Origin of the sequence: Streptomonospora litoralis (assembly GCF_004323735.1) — a bacterium.
GTDB lineage: Bacteria > Actinomycetota > Actinomycetes > Streptosporangiales > Streptosporangiaceae > Streptomonospora > Streptomonospora litoralis.
Genome location: NZ_CP036455.1, coordinates 2,081,335 through 2,096,419 on the forward strand (window position 1 = coordinate 2,081,335; position 15,085 = coordinate 2,096,419).

Sequence of the window (15,085 nt, forward strand, 5' to 3'; positions counted from 1 at the left end):
TCCTCCCCCGCGCTGAACGGAGCATCCCGTGACACCGACACTCGTCGCGATCCTCGGCATCGCCATCATGCTGGGCATCCTCTTCCTCCGGATGCCGGTCTCCTTCGCCATGCTCGGTGTCGGCTTCGTCGGCGTCGTGATCATCGAAGACGTCGAAGCGGCGCAGCACCTGATGGCCGCGGACATCTACCGGCAGTTCTCCAGCTACACGATGGCGGTCGTACCGCTGTTCATCCTCATGGGCCAGATCGTCTTCCGCACGGGGATGAGCGAGAAACTCTTCGCCGCCGCCTACACCTGGGTGGGGCACCTTCCCGGCGGCGTCGCCGCAACCACGATCACCGCGAGCATCGGCTTCGCGGCCGTCTCCGGCTCGAACTCGGCCTCGACCGCGACCATCGGCGCGGTGGCCCTGCCCGAGATGAAGAAGTACGGCTACAGCCGGCGGCTGTCCGGGGGAGCGGTCGCGGTCGGCGGGACGCTGGGCATCCTCATTCCGCCCTCGACCGCGCTCATCATCGTCGCGGTCCAGTCCCAGCAGTCCATCACCAAGCTCTTCCAGGCCGCCCTCGTTCCGGGGGCCCTCGTCGGCCTGCTGCTGCTCGCCACCGTATTCGTCATGTGCTGGTTCAAACCGGAGCTGGGGCCGCCCGGACCGAAGACGAGCTGGAGGCAGCGGTTCGCCTCCCTGCCCGGAGTGGTCCAGGTCGGCGTGCTCTTCCTCGTCGCCATCGGCGGACTCTTCGCGGGCCTGTTCACCCCGACGGAGGCGGCCGCGGTCGGGGCGTTCGGCGCCATCGTCCTCGGCCTCATCGGAGGCAACCTGACCTGGGCCGTGTTCTGGAAGTCGATCATCGAAACGCTGCGGATCTCGGCGATGGTGATCCTGCTCGTGGCCGGCGCCATCGTCTTCGGCCGGTTCCTCACGCTCAGCCGGCTGCCGTTCGACCTCGCCGCATGGGTGGCGAACCTGCCGGTCGCACCCATCGTCGTCGTGCTCGTCGTCCTGGCGATCTACCTGGTCGGCGGCGCGATCATGGACGCGCTGGGGTTCCTCGTCATCAGCATCCCACTGCTGTTCCCGCTGATCACGGGATTGGGCTACGACATCGTCTGGTTCACGGTCATCGTCGTCCTGGTGACCACGATCGGCGCGATCACGCCGCCGGTGGGTGTCAACGCCTTCATCACCTCAGGGCTGGACACGTCCCTGGACATCGTGACGGTGTTCCGCGGGACGCTGCCCTTCCTGATCCCGTTCGCCGTGGCGTTGGCGGTCCTCATCGCCTGGCCGCAGGCGGTCCTCTTCGCCCTCGGCTGAGTCTTGCGGCCCCGGTCCGCCGGGGGCGACGGCACCGAGGGCCGCCGCCCCCGGGACTCGGCCTGCCTTCGGCCCGGGCCCGAGGAACCGCAGCCCGCAACCCGCGGAACTACCCGACCGGGTGATGTTGCCGAAGCCACAGCCGGCCGTAGCGTCGCCGTAATCACAGCGGCCGGACTCGACGAGCCCGGCGAACACCATGGAGAAGGAGGCGGTCTGAGTGACCGACTCGCCGCTTGAGGTCCGAAAGACCTTCGCGCAGATCGAGGAGATCCGCTCGTCGGCAGGCAGATCCGACGGCAGGGAACTGCGCAGGGTCGCCGTCTGCGCGGTCGTGCGGAACCCGTATGCAGGACAGGGGTACGTCGAGGACCTCTCCGCGGTCATCGACTCCTCCGGCGAACTGGGGCGGTCCCTGGGGCTGGAGGCCGCCCGCCTGCTCGGGGAGCCGGTGGAGAGCTACGGCAAGGGCGGGCTCGTCGGCTCCCAGGGGGAGCAGGAGCACGTCAACGCGGCCCTGACCTCGGTCTTCGGCGATGCCTTCCGCGAGGCCATCGGCGGCGGGAAGGCCTGGATCACCTCCATGACCAAACCCGCGGCCGCCGGCGACGTCATCGACGTACCGACCGCCTACAAGGACGACGTCTGGGTGCGCAGCCACTACGACGGCGTGCAGATCCGCGTTCCCGACGCGCCCCACCCGGACGAGCTCGTGATCATCGGCGTGGTGACCAACCGCGGCCGGCTCAACGCGCGGGTCGGCGGCATGAGCGTCGCCGAGGCCGCCGCGAAGGGCGGGTCGCAGTGAGCACGCTCGCCGTCACCGGGGCCGCAACCGTCTTCTCGGGCGACATCGACGCGCCCGTCGTGGACGGAGCGGACACCGTCGTCGTGACCGACGGCGTGATCAGCGGTGTAGGCGACGCGCGGGATCTGCGAACGGCGATCGACGGCGCCGACACCGTCGTCGACGCGCAGGGTTCGACCATTGCGCCGGGACTCATCGACTCCCACTGCCATGTCGTGCTCGGCGACTACACGCCGCGGCAGAAGACCGTCGACTTCCTGGCCTCCTACGTCCACGGCGGGATCACCAGCGTGGTGAGCCCCGGGGAGATCCACGCCCCGGGACGCCCGCACACCGCGGTCGGCGTCAAGTCGCTGGCCATCGCCGCACGGACCTGCTTCGAGAACTTCCACCCCGGCGGGATGACCGTCCACGCCGGTGCCGTGGTCCTGGAGCCGACGCTGCAGGAGCGCGACTTCGCCGAGCTCGAAGAAGCCGGCGTCGTCCTCGCGAAGTTCGGCTTCGGGCGCTACCTGGACCCCGCTGAAGGGGCCGACCAGGTCAGGTGGGCCCAGCAGCACGGCATCACGGTCATGTGCCACTCGGGTGGAGCGAGCATCCCGGGCAGCAAGCCGATCACGCCCGAGCACCTGCTGGCGCTGGCGCCCGACGTGTGCGGTCACATCAACGGCGGACCGACGTCGCTGGACCCCGACGGCGTCGACACGATCATGGACGAGACCGGCATGGCGCTCCAGCTGGTCCAAGCGGGCAACCTCAGATCGGCGGTGCGGATCCTCGAACGCGCGGCCCGCCAGGATGTCCTGCCCCGGGTCGTCATCGGATCGGACACGCCCACCGGTACCGGCGTCATGCCCCTGGGGGTGATCAAGACCGTCGCCGAACTCGCGTCGCTGACCGGCCTGGACCCCGCACTCGTGTGGGCGGCCGCCTCGGGCAACAACGCCCGTACCTGGAACCTGCCGGCCGGCTTGGTCGCCGCGGGCCGGGCGGGCGATCTCGTCGTCATGGACGCGCCGTGGGGATCGACCCGCGACAGCGCGCGCGACGCGCTCGCCGTCGGCGACATCCCGGGAATCTCCGCGGTCATCACCGCGGGCGGCGTTCGCGCACTGAGAAGCCGCAACACCCCCGCTTCCGCGCGCAGCGCAACCGTCGAACCGCGGATCCCGCACCTGGAGTCGAGCGCTCACTGAGCCTCGAACGACGTCACGGAGGTGACAGCACATGGCAATGAAGCTGGTCCTCGATCTGGACGCGTGCCAGGGGTACGCGAACTGCCTGATCGAGAGCCCCGGGTTGTTCGACATCGACGACGGCACCGACAAGGCGGTGCTGCTCGACGAGACCCCGGCCGAGGACCGCCGCGCCGAGGCCGAGGCCGCCGTACGAGGGTGCCCCGCACGTGCGATCTCCATCGAGAATTCCTGACATGCGGCGGATCGTCGTGGTCGGGGGTTCGCTGGCCGGGGTGCACGCCGCCGAGGCGCTCCGGGAGCGCGGGTTCGAGGGCGACGTCACGCTCATCTCAGCGGAGAACGAACTGCCCTACGACCGGCCGCCCCTGTCCAAGGAAGCGCTGCTGCGCGGCGTGGCGATGGAGAAGCTGGGCCTTCGCGCACCCGAGTGGTACACCGACAACGCCGTGACCACCCGGCTCGGGAGCGCCGCCGTCCGGCTCGACACCGCGCGGCGCGCGGTGGTGCTCGACGACGGCACGCGAGTGGAATACGACGGCCTCGTCATCGCCACCGGTTCGCGGCCGCGCCGCCTGCCCAGCACGGAGAACGCCCCGCCCGTCCAGGTCCTCCGGTCGATCGAGGACAGCCTGCGGCTTCGCGAGCGCATGCGCCCCGGTCGGCACCTGGTTCTCATCGGAGCCGGGTTCATCGGATTGGAGATCGCCGCGACCGCCCGGCAACTCGGGCTCGACGTCACGGTCATCGAGGTCGGGCAGGTCCCGCTGGGCCGTGCTCTGGGCGACGAGGTCGGGGGCTGGTTCCGCACCCTGCACGAACGCAACGGGGTGGAGGTCGTCTGCACGTGCACCGTGGAGACGATCGAGCGCCGCGGCGACGGCGCCGTCCTCACGCTGAGCAATGGGCGCGTCGTCGGCGCCGACATCGTCGCCGCGGGAGTCGGGGCGAGTCCGGCGACCGAGTGGCTCGACGGCAGCGGCGTCCAGACGGCCAACGGTGTGCTCTGCTACGCGGACCTGTCGACCTCGGTGCCCGGTGTGGTGGCGGCAGGCGACGTCGCACGCTGGTACAACCCGCTGTTCGACGAGGAGATCCGCGTCGAGCACTGGACGAACGCCGTCGAACAGGGGCGGCGCGCCGCCCACACCCTGCTGGGGCAGGGCGAGGCGTTCAGCGCGGTCCCCTATTTCTGGACCGACCAGTACGAGGCCCGGATGCGCTTCGTGGGGCGCGCGACCGCGGCGAGCGAGGTCGCCATCAAGGAATGCGACGACGACAGGCTCGTGGCGCTGTTCGGGCGCGACGGCCTGGTGAGGGGCGCGGTGTGCGTCAACGCGCCCCGTGAACTGGCCCGCTACCGCACCGCTATCCGTGACCAGGTCCGCTGGGACGACGTCAGCGAGAAGCCGTCGCGGATCGGCGGATGAGGAACCGGCAACCGCCCGCGAGCCCTCTTCCGGAACGGCCGAAACGACCAACAGAACAACAGGAGTAGACGTGACCGAGACCAAGCCTCAGGGCGACGCCCTGTCCATCATCGAATTGTTTCCCCAGCATGAGGACTGGTCGTTGCAGACCATGCGCCTCCTCGCCCAGGTCGCGGTCGGGGGATCCGACCTGTTCGAGTGCGCGCGCACGGCGGCCCGTATCGGTTCGCAGACCACAGACCCCGAGGTCTGGCAGCAGGAGTGGAGCCGCACCGCCAAGGAGACCGCGGAGGCCGGCCGCGCCGCCCTGGCGGCGGGCGACATCACCACCGGCCGCCGCGCCCTGTTCCGCTCGATGAGCTACTGGCGGCATTCCGAGTTCTTCCTCGCCTCCACCGACCCGCGCAGGAACGAGGCCTATACCGAGGGGACGCGCAACTTCCAAGAGGCGGCGGAGCTCACCGGCGGGCTCATCGAACGGATCAACGTTCCGTTCGAGGGGCAGACGATGGACGGCTACGTCGTCCGTCCCGACGCCTCGGGCCGCAAGCGCCCCACGGTGCTCATGCTCGGCGGCGCCGACTCGTGGGCGGAGGAACTGTACTTCCTCGGCGGAACCGAGTTCCCGGCCCGCGGCATGAACGTCGTCATGGTCGACACCCCCGGGCGCGGCAGCTCCCTGCGTTTCAAGCAGATGTACAGCCGCCACGACTACGAGGTCCCCGTGAAGGCCATCCTCGACTTCCTGGCCGAGCGCGGCGACATCGACATCGACCGCCTCGGCCTCGCCGGAGTCAGCTTCGGCGGGTACTACGCGCCGCGCGCGGCGGCCTTCGAGCCCCGCGTCAAGGCCGTGGCCGCGTGGTGCGGCACCTGGAGCATCCTGACGGACTTCTACGAGTACTACCCGCCGTTGCAGGAGCAGCTTCAGTGGTTGTCCGGATCGAAGGACGACGCCGAGGCCCGCGAGAAGCTCGCCCGTTTCACCCTGGACGGCGTCGCCGAGAAGCTGGACGTACCGGTATACGTCATGCACGGTGAGAACGACATCATCATGGACATCGAGGGCGCGCGCCGCTTCCAAGCGGCGCTGACGGTTGAGGACGTGACCGTCGACTATTACAGCGGGGCCGGTTCGCTGCACTGCAACTACGACTACCTGGCCGTCGCCGCGGCGAGGCTGGCCGACTGGATGGCGCACAGAATCTGAGGCCGCGATGGCTCCGGAGTAGTAACTCCGGAAGCACCGGCGTGAGGTTCTCGCTACGATCCGCTGTTCCCTCGGGTTCTCCCGGCTTCCCGGGCTTCCCGGGCTGCCCGCGTCCCGGCAGGGAGCGCGGGCAGCCCGGGTAACGATAATGCAAAATTAACATTCGTTTTCAAAACGTTAATGTTTGCAGCGTCGGCTCGGGTAGCATCTGGCCACAGTATCCCGCCGCTCGGAAAATTGGGGGTGGTCTGGTGAGTGGAAAAGTCGACATCGCTAACAACGGATTCTTCAAATTCGTCCGCGAACTCAACGACACCCAGACGATCGATGACGTTCGAGACGTCTACTTCGCGACCGTGGAGGAAGTGCTCCCCGCCGATGGGATCGGGTTCTACCGTTTCGCGGACGACCGGGACTCGGCTTCGCCACTAGAGCGGTCCTCGACTCTCAGCGACGTCTTCATGCGCACCTACGAAGAGTGGGGGCGCGGTGACGATCCGGTGCTGGAGGCCGTTCTCGAACACGGCCTCCCGGCGGACTCCCACGTGATGCTGAGTTCACTGCGGTGGAACTCGTCGGCAGCGAGATCGATCCTGCTCAGCGAAGGCCTTTCGTTCTCGCTGGAAGCTCCGATCACCGAGTCGGGGAGCGTGGTCGGCACCGTCAACTTCGCTCGCGCAGTCGGTGGCCGGCCCTTCCGCGAAGAGGATCTGAGTCTGGCGCGACTCATCAGCGAACACCTCAGCCTGGCGATCGAACGCGTCCGCAGGGCAAACGCGCTGAGCGAGCACGTGTGTATGGTGCAAGGCGCACTCGACCGTTTCCCGCACGGCGTCGTCGTCAGTGATACCCACGGAAAGAAGCTGTTCTCCAACCGCAGTGCAAAACGGATGATGGGCTGCCTGAACAGGGCATCCGGAAGTCATCCCACGGGCAACCTTGAAAGTCTCGTCGACGGTGCGGTAGCCGAATTCTCAGAGTTCGGTGGGCAGACCGGTACGACCAGTGTGTGCGATGACGCATCCGGGCGGAGGATCATCGTCCGATCCTACCGCGATCCCGTCCGGGGATCGGTCATCAGCCTGCTTTACGACTGCGCCGACGAGGAATCCGCGGAGCTCCCCGCCTGGGGAGTGCTGTCCCCTCGGGAGCAGGAAATAGCCGCGCTTGTCAGTCAAGGGCTCACGACCAAGCAGATCGCGCAGAAAGCCTTTGTCAGCGAGAACACGGTAAAGCAGCATCTCAAGCGAATATTCGCCAAGACCAGCGTGCGCAACCGTGCCGAACTCGTCCAACTCATCTGGTCCTCCCGCGAACGGCCGCCGATTCCCGGGCGCTGAACCGCCCGTTTCCCCGCGCGCCGCAATTCCTCAGTATTCCGAAGGCAGGATGGCATGACAACACCGGTTTCCTATTGGGTCGCGGGCACCGCGCGCCGCGGCGCGGAGTCGATGCCGGTCACCCACCCCTACGACGGCTCCCCGGTGGCGCGCGCGGCCGTCGCATCCGAGGCTGACGTGGCCGAAGCGGTCGCGGCCGCGCACACCGTCGCCGAACCGCTGGCCCGCACCAGCGCGGCTCAGCGGTCGGCCGCCCTGAGCCACGTCGCCCGCAGGCTCGTCGAACGCGGCGAGGAAGTCGCCCGCCTGATCACAGCGGAGAACGGAAAGCCGCTGCGGTGGGCGCGGGCGGAGGCCGGGCGGGCCGCATCGGTGTTCCGCTGGGCCGCCGAGGAAGCCCGCCGCTTCGGCGGCGAGTGGCAGCGGCTCGACACCGACACCCAGTCCCCGGGCGGGGCCGCCTTCGTCGGCCGATTCCCGCGCGGACCGGTCCTGGGCATCACACCGTTCAACTTCCCCTTGAACCTCGTGGCGCACAAGGTCGCCCCGGCGCTGGCCGCCGGGGCCCCCATCATCGTCAAGCCCGCGCCGGCCACACCGCTGAGCGCGCTGCTCCTGGGCGAACTGCTGGCGGAGACGGAGCTGCCCCCCGGCGCCTGGTCGGTCGTGCCCGTACCCAACGACCGCATGCCGGCGCTGGTCGCCGATCCGTTGCTGCCGGTGGTGTCCTTCACCGGGTCCGGGCCCGTGGGGCGGTCGATCCAGGAGGCCGTACCGCACAAGCACGTCACCCTGGAGCTGGGCGGCAACGCGGCGGCGGTGGTCTGCGCCGACTGGTCGACGCCCGAGGACCTGGCCCGGGCGGCCGAACGCATCGCGGTGTTCGCCAACTACCAGGCCGGCCAGTCCTGCATCGCGGTGCAGCGGGTCTTCGCCGACCGCTCGGTCGCCGACGAACTCACCGAGCGGGTGGTCGAGCGCGTCGCGGCGCTGGCAACGGGCGACCCGCGCGAGGAGAAGACCGAGGTCGGGCCGCTCATCGACGAGGACGCCGCCCGCCGGGTGGAGACCTGGGTCGAGGAGGCCGTCGGCGCCGGTGCGCGCGTGCTCACCGGCGGGTACCGCGACGGCGCCGAGTACGCGCCCACCGTGCTCACGGGTGTGCCGCCCGCGGCTAGGATCGCTTGTGAGGAGGTTTTCGGTCCGGTCATCGCCATCGGCGAGGTCGAGGGCGACGCAGAGGCGTTCGACCGGGTCAACGACTCCCGTTTCGGGTTGCAGACCGGGGTATTCACCCACCGAAGCGACACCGCGTTCGCCGCGTTCACCCGGCTGCACGTCGGCGGCGTCGTCATCGGCGACGTGCCCAGCCTTCGCGCCGAACATGTGCCCTATGGCGGTGTGAAGGAGTCGGGTGTGGGCCGCGAGGGGGTGTCGGCCGCGATGGCCGACTTCACCGAGCCGCGCGTCCTGGCGTTTCCCGGAATGCCGCTGTAGCGGGACAGTCCACGGGAGGAGCAGGGCGGGCCGGTCGCCGGCGGCGTCGGGTGGCCCCCTGCCCTTCCCGCTGCCGACGGGCCTCAACCGGCCCTCACCAGAGGCGACGCTGCTCCCGCCGACGGACATTCACCCCAGGCTCGGACAGACGCACAAGATCGCGAACAGCTACGATGGCCCGGTGAACGACACCCCCCGCGCTTTATTGCGCTTGTCCGCAATCCCCGCATTGCTGGCGCTCGCCGTTCTCGCCCTCCTGCCCGGCGAAGCCTCGGCCGATGGCGAGAAGGCCGTCACGCCGGCTGAGCACTACGCCGAACTGCTCGCCGAAGAGCCCGAGGGTGCCGCGGTCGCGGTCGACGGCGCGATCGGGGGAGCGCTGGAGCCGGAGGAGATGACCGACGATCTCCACACCGTCTTCGGCGGTCTGGGCCTGCCCTACTACGTCGTGGTCTCCCCCTTCCTCGGATGGGGCGCGGAGATCGCGGAGGGGAAGATCGCGGCGTCGCTGCACGACCGGTTGGGTGCCGACGGGCTGTATGTGGTGCTGGAGCCGCAGGGCAGAGCGCTCGAGGTCGAGGCATACGGGGTCGACGCCGACACGGAGACCGCTCTGCACGTGGCGCTCACCCATCCCGAACTGCCCTACGACGCTCCCGCGACCGAGGTGGCCGGGGTGATCGTCGACGCGCTCAAGGACCCCTCCATCGCCGACGAGCTCCGCGCCGAACGCGAGACCTTCTGGCTGCTGCGCGAGGAAACCTGGGCCGACCTGCACCCCAGCGGCCCCGACGGCCCCGAGTCCCTCGGGTTCCTCCTCGGAGCCGTCGGAGGCGCGGCCGTGGCCGTCGGCGGCTGGGGGGCCTGGCGGCTGGCGCGCCACCGCCGCTCCGGCCGTGCCACCACCGTCGGACTGAGCGCCGTGGTCGTCGCCGCGGGGGTGGTCATCGCGCCGGGGGCGTGGGTGGCCGCGGCGCCCGTCGCCGACTACGAGAAACCCGATCCCGAAGACGTGGCTCGCACGCAGCCGCCCTACGTGGTCTCCACCGCCCGCGCGGCGCATATCGCCGAAGAACTGGGCGAGGATCCCCTCTACGTCGACCCGCTGCTCCAGCTTCCGCGAGCGGGTCTGGACGAAGAAGCGGCGGAGTTCGGCGGTGCGCCGGTGCCGGTGTACGCGGCGGTGGTACCGCTGAGCAGCAACGACGAATCCGGCGGCGACCACGAGGTGCTCGCCGCCGCGGTGGCCTCGCTGGCCGAACGCGAAGGCGTCTACCTCGTCGTCGGACGCGGCATCGGAGACACCGTCAGCGTCGGGGCCGCCGCCCACGGCCTGAAGACCGGCTATTCCCTCGACTCCGAAATGTACGAGGCCGACGCGGACAACCCTGCCGCGGCCCTGCGCAAGGCCGTCGCGGCACTCGACGAGGTCGACTTCGCTTCGGGCGGCACGTACATCCCGGGGTTCGCCGACAGCGAACCCGGCACGCCGGAGCCGCGCATGGTGCGCTACTGGGGAGAAGGCGTGGCGCTCGGGTTCCTGGTGTACGGCCTGTTCGTCGCTCCCGCGGCCATCGCCGGGGTCTGGCTGGGGCTCTACGGGTTCCGGGTGTGGCGCGGCGGCGGCCGCGTCGTCGGTGACAGTGTCCTGCGCCGCCTTGCGCAGCGGGAGGCGGAACGGCTGCGCGCGCTGCTCGCCCGCCGCGAGGGCGGTTTCCCCGAGGAGCTGCTTCCGCAGGCCGACGCCGCGCTGCTGACCCTGGACGCCCAACCGCGAACCCTGGACATGCTGGGAGTGGTGGTCCTCGCGCGGCGGCTACTGGCCGAGGCCGAGGAGCCCGCCGCCACCCGGCGGGAGCCGTGCGCGGTGAACCCGCTCCACCCGTGGGCCACCGAACGCGGCCGGCCCCGGGAGCGCAGTGGCAGCCGTCCCCGGGTGTGCGTACGCTGCGCGCAGCTGTCGCCCGAGGCGCGTTCCGCGCGCGTGCTGCGACTGCGATCCCGCACAACCGCCCACGCCTACAACTCCCACCCCGCTGACCCGTGGATCCGCTACCGCTTCGGCGCCGACGACCCCGCCGCCATGGTCGAGGCATTGTTGAAGGAGCAGCATGTCAGCTAGAGCCCGCACCCTTGCGATGCTGACCTTCCTGGCGGTACTGGTCGCACCGGTCACCGCCGCGGCGGCCTCGGCCGACCCCGGCACCGGCCGATCGGCACCCACTCCCACCCAGGAGATCGCCGAGGCCCTGGCCGAATCCCCGGTCTACGTGGCCCCGGCCTACGACACCGCCTTTCCCGAGGACGAACGTAAGCGCATCGCCGAACTGACCGAGAAGGGAGCGCTCGACCTGTACGTCATCGCGGTCCCCCTCGCCCCGGGCGACGCCTGGGACGGCGACCCCGAAGCGCTGATATCCGCGGTCAACGACCGCATGGGCGCGGGCACGCGGCACGTCATGGCCTACGAGCAGGCCATCGACGGCAGACTGACCGGTGCGGACTTCGGCTCGGAAAGTTCCCGGGAAGCCTTCTACGGCGCCTTGACCTCCAATACCCTTCACCGGGGGGATGACGGAGCCTCGATCGCCGACCGGCTGGAGTCGGCCGTCAACGCCGCCAACTCCAAGAATCCCGCGGCCGCCTACGAGGAGGCGCAGGACGACGCGGAACCGCCGGCCTCGTCCGGTTTCCTGGTCCTGCCGTCGTGGGCGCTGTGGGCCGGGGCGGCCGTCCTCGTGCTGCTGGCGGCCGGAGCCGCCTTTCTCCTGCTGCGGCGCCGCGAAGCCTCCGCAGCCGTTCCTCAGCCGGCTGCGTTCGACAACGCCGACCGGGCGCAACTGGAATCCCTCGTGGAGCGCGGCGAACGCGACCTCATCGACATCGGCGAGCGGCTCAGCGCGGCGACCGGGTTGCCCCAGCGCCACCTGTCGCACGCGCTGGACGCCCGCGACGCCGCAGCTCGGGTCTACGACGGGATGAAAGCCGACGGTCCCGTACTGGCCGAGGCGGTCGGCGTGCTCGTGCTGCTGGGTCTGGCCGAGGATGCGCTGGCGGGGCGCGAAACGCCGCGCCGACCGTGCTACGCCAACCCCCTGCACGGCAGCCGGACCCGCTCGGTGCAGTGGCGGGAGTTCGGCGGCAGCCGCAGGATCCAGGTGCCACTGTGCGCCGAGTGCGCCGGGGCGATACGCAAGCGGGTAGGGCCCCGGGTGCTGCCGGCGGAGCACGGCGGGCACACCGTGCCCTACTACGAAGTGCCCGCACAGGAGAGCGTATGGGCGGCGACCGGGTTCGGCACGCTTACCGACGACCTCGTCCACCGGATCCTGACCGGCCGGCCCCGGTAAAGCGGCACCACCCATCGGCGCGGCCCCGTCCGCGCCCTGGGTATGCAAACGGCAAAGAAACCGAGCGCAGCGTTAGCAGACGTGACTAACGGGGAGCACCGGGCCTGTGAGCCAACCCTTCGCCACGACTGCCGAAGCGGTGCTTCCCGGCGCCGATATCTGTCCGAACCCGAATCCGCAGCGGCCGCCAGCCACTGCATCGACGGCTCGCGGCGCCCGGCCGCCGTTGGCGGCGTCCGGGACATCCGTCGTGGACGGTCTGAAGATCGCCCGCGAGATCGCCGCCACCGAGCCCTTCGAGTCCGCGCTGAAGCGGGAGGTCGCGCCGGGTCCCGGCGTCACCACCGACGAAGCGCTTTCCGAGTTCGGCCGCCGTGCCGCCCACACCGTGTACCACCCCGCGGGGGCGTGCCGCATGGGCGCCGAGGACGACGACCTCGCCGTGGTCGACCCGCGGCTGCGGGTGCGCGGCCTGTCCGGGCTGCGGATCGCCGACGCGTCGGTCTTCCCGTCACTGCCCACCCCCGACCCCATGGTCACCGTGCCGGCGACCGGCGAGCGAGCCGCCGATCTCATCCGCGACGACCACCGGTGAAGCCGTACGCGCGAAAAGCGGCCGGTGTGCGTACCGCGGCGGCGGACACGTTACGGTGACCTGCGCATCCGCTTCGGGCGAGGGAAGCCCCGACTCCCTACCCCCGCGGTGACCCGCATCCGCCGCCGGTGCGGATCCATGACCAGCGTCGAAGGCATGAGAGGTGAGGTCGGTGTCGACCACCGGAGGAAATCGCAAAGAGCCGGAACCGGGGGATCCGGCGACCGCGGTCAAACAGCGGCCCGCGAGGAGCACACTCAAACCGGTGGTCTTCGTCGGCTCGTCGGTAGTGATCCTCGCGGTCTCGATCTGGGCGATCATCACGCCGACGGGCGCCAACTACGTCATCGGGACGCTCGTCGGCTGGATCTCCCGCGGATTCGGCTGGTACTACTTCCTCGTCGCCACCCTGTACCTGCTGTTCGTGGTGGTCATCGCGCTGTCGCGGTTCGGCAACGTCAAGCTCGGTCCCCAGCACTCCACACCCGACTACGGCATGTTCGCCTGGGCCTCCATGCTGTTCGCCGCGGGTATCGGCATCGACCTGCTGTTCTTCTCCGTGTCCGGGCCGGTCACCCACTACCTGGCGCCGCCCGCGGGAGACGCGCAGACCACCGAGGCCGCCCGGCAGGCCGTCGTGTGGTCGCTGTTCCACTACGGCATCACCGGATGGGCGATGTACGCGCTGATGGGCATGGCGCTGGGCTACTTCGCGTTCCGCTACCGCCTCCCGCTGGCGATCCGCTCGGCCCTGTACCCGCTCATCGGCAAGCGCATCCACGGCGGCGTCGGCGACGCGGTCGACCTCGCGGCCATCATCGGCACCGTCTTCGGCATCTCCGTGTCGCTGGGGATCGGCGTCGTGCAGCTCAACTACGGGTTGAACGTCCTCTTCGGCATCCCGGAGGGCGTCGCGGCGCAGACCGGGCTGATCATCGTCGCCGTGCTCGTGGCGACGGTGTCCGCCGTCGCCGGCGTCGACCGGGGCATCCGGCGGCTTTCCGAGCTCAACGTCGTGCTCGCCATCGTCCTGATGGTATACGTGCTGATCGCCGAGGGACCCGTCTGGCTGCTCAACGCCCTCGTCCTGAACATCGGCGACTACCTCAGCCGCTTCCCGTCGATCACCCTGAACACCTTCGCCTACGACCAGCCGATCGACTGGCTCAACGCCTGGACGCTGTTCTTCTGGGCCTGGTGGATCGCCTGGGCGCCGTTCGTCGGGATGTTCCTCGCGCGGATCTCGCGCGGCCGCACCATCCGGCAGTTCGTCGCCGCCACGCTGGTGATCCCGCTGCTGTACACGCTGACGTTCCTGTCGATCTTCGGGAACAGCGCGCTGAGCATCGTGATGGGCGGCAACACCGAGTTCGGCGAGACCACCATGAACACGCCGGAGCAGGGGTTCTACACGCTGCTCACGCAGTACCCGGGTTTCACCTTCACCGCCGGGCTGGCCACGGTCGTGGGGTTGCTGCTCTACGTCACCTCGGCCGACTCCGGCGCGCTGGTGACCGGCAACCTCAGCTCGCATCTGCCCACACCGATCACCGACGCGCGACCGTGGCTGCGCATCTACTGGGCGGCGGCGACCGGCCTGCTCACCCTGGCCATGCTCATCGTCGGCGGGGTGGACGCGTTGACCAACGCGACCATCATCATGGGGCTGCCGTTCTCGTTCGTGATGCTCCTGGTCATGTGGGGCCTGTACCGGGCGCTGCGGGTCGAAGGCTTCCGCACGGACGCGTCCCGGACCGCCCTGCCGTCGCCGCCCGGAGGCCGGCCCTGGCGGCAGCGGCTCGCGCGGGCGACGACCTTCCCCGGCAGGCGCGCGGCAGCCAGATTCGTGCAGGAGGTGTGCCGTCCCGCGTTCCACGATGTCGCGGCGGAGCTGCGCGAACAGGGCGCGGACGCGTCGATCGTCGAGGAGACCGACGAGGACACCGGCATCCCGCACCTGGAACTGCAGGTGCCCATGGGCGCCGAGGAGGCGTTCAGCTACCGGGTGTGGCCGATCGAGGTGCCCACTCCGGCGTTCGCCATGCGGGTGCTGACCGAGAACGACACCTACGTGCGCTTCGAGGTGTACCTCACCGAGGGCAGCCAGGGCTATGACGTGATGGGCTACAGCAAGGAGCAGCTCATCGGCAACATCCTCGACGAGTACGAGCGGCACCTCGAATTCCTGCGCCTGCACCGGGAGGCCGTGGCCGACTCCGCGCTACCCGACCACGGGCCCGGCACGGCCGACGTCCAGCAGGAGGAAGACGGGGAGCGCTGACCGGGCCGCCGGCGGCACCCGCGGGTGCTCGCGGCGGGCGCGCCCGCCGCGAGCACC

General features: G+C 70.0%; 11 protein-coding genes and 1 pseudogene. All 12 read left to right on the top strand.

Translation table 11 applies throughout. The features are described from left to right. The first annotated feature begins 28 nt into the window (after window positions 1–28). The 12 genes and pseudogenes from EKD16_RS08990 to betT all read left to right on the top strand — a co-directional run bounded on the left by EKD16_RS08990 (window position 29) and on the right by betT (window position 15,028). Window positions 29–1,321: a TRAP transporter large permease gene (locus tag EKD16_RS08990; RefSeq protein ID WP_131097969.1), complete on the top strand. Its 1,293-nt coding sequence runs from the start codon at window positions 29–31 to the stop codon at window positions 1,319–1,321. A gap of 220 nt (window positions 1,322–1,541) precedes the next feature. Beyond that, window positions 1,542–2,129, top strand: coding sequence for an amino acid synthesis family protein (locus EKD16_RS08995; RefSeq protein WP_131097970.1), 588 nt, complete (start codon window positions 1,542–1,544; stop codon window positions 2,127–2,129). Then, window positions 2,126–3,325: an amidohydrolase family protein gene (locus EKD16_RS09000; protein WP_131097971.1), complete on the top strand. Its 1,200-nt coding sequence runs from the start codon at window positions 2,126–2,128 to the stop codon at window positions 3,323–3,325. The genes EKD16_RS08995 and EKD16_RS09000 overlap by 4 nt, the downstream gene beginning before the upstream one ends. Before the next feature lie 31 nt (window positions 3,326–3,356). Further along, window positions 3,357–3,560 carry a ferredoxin gene (locus tag EKD16_RS09005; RefSeq protein ID WP_207391481.1) on the top strand — a complete coding sequence of 68 codons (204 nt, stop codon included), beginning with the start codon at window positions 3,357–3,359 and terminating at the stop codon, window positions 3,558–3,560. 1 nt (window position 3,561) lies between these two features. Next, on the top strand, window positions 3,562–4,755 hold the full coding sequence (locus tag EKD16_RS09010; protein ID WP_131097972.1) for an NAD(P)/FAD-dependent oxidoreductase: 1,194 nt from the start codon (window positions 3,562–3,564) through the stop codon (window positions 4,753–4,755). Window positions 4,756–4,825: 70 nt separating this feature from the next. Next, the gene (locus tag EKD16_RS09015) at window positions 4,826–5,965 is read left to right on the top strand and encodes an alpha/beta hydrolase family protein (RefSeq protein ID WP_131097973.1); all 1,140 of its coding nucleotides are present in this window, start codon (window positions 4,826–4,828) and stop codon (window positions 5,963–5,965) included. Window positions 5,966–6,216: 251 nt separating this feature from the next. Continuing rightward, on the top strand, window positions 6,217–7,305 hold the full coding sequence (locus EKD16_RS09020) for a LuxR C-terminal-related transcriptional regulator (RefSeq protein WP_131097974.1): 1,089 nt from the start codon (window positions 6,217–6,219) through the stop codon (window positions 7,303–7,305). A 54-nt stretch (window positions 7,306–7,359) separates the two neighbouring features. Continuing rightward, entirely contained in the window at window positions 7,360–8,802 is a 1,443-nt protein-coding gene (locus tag EKD16_RS09025; protein WP_131097975.1) for an aldehyde dehydrogenase family protein, read from the top strand. A gap of 211 nt (window positions 8,803–9,013) precedes the next feature. Next, window positions 9,014–10,924, top strand: a complete 1,911-nt coding sequence (locus EKD16_RS09030; protein WP_131097976.1) for a hypothetical protein — start codon at window positions 9,014–9,016, stop codon at window positions 10,922–10,924. Further along, the gene (locus EKD16_RS09035) at window positions 10,914–12,152 is read left to right on the top strand and encodes a hypothetical protein (protein ID WP_131097977.1); all 1,239 of its coding nucleotides are present in this window, start codon (window positions 10,914–10,916) and stop codon (window positions 12,150–12,152) included. Before EKD16_RS09030 ends, EKD16_RS09035 begins: the two co-directional genes overlap by 11 nt. Window positions 12,153–12,396: 244 nt before the next feature. Further along, a pseudogene (locus EKD16_RS09040) lies at window positions 12,397–12,747 on the top strand (GMC oxidoreductase); the annotation flags it as partial. A gap of 172 nt (window positions 12,748–12,919) precedes the next feature. Next, entirely contained in the window at window positions 12,920–15,028 is a 2,109-nt protein-coding gene (betT, locus tag EKD16_RS09045; RefSeq protein WP_131097978.1) for a choline BCCT transporter BetT, read from the top strand. The last annotated feature ends 57 nt before the right edge of the window (window positions 15,029–15,085 follow it).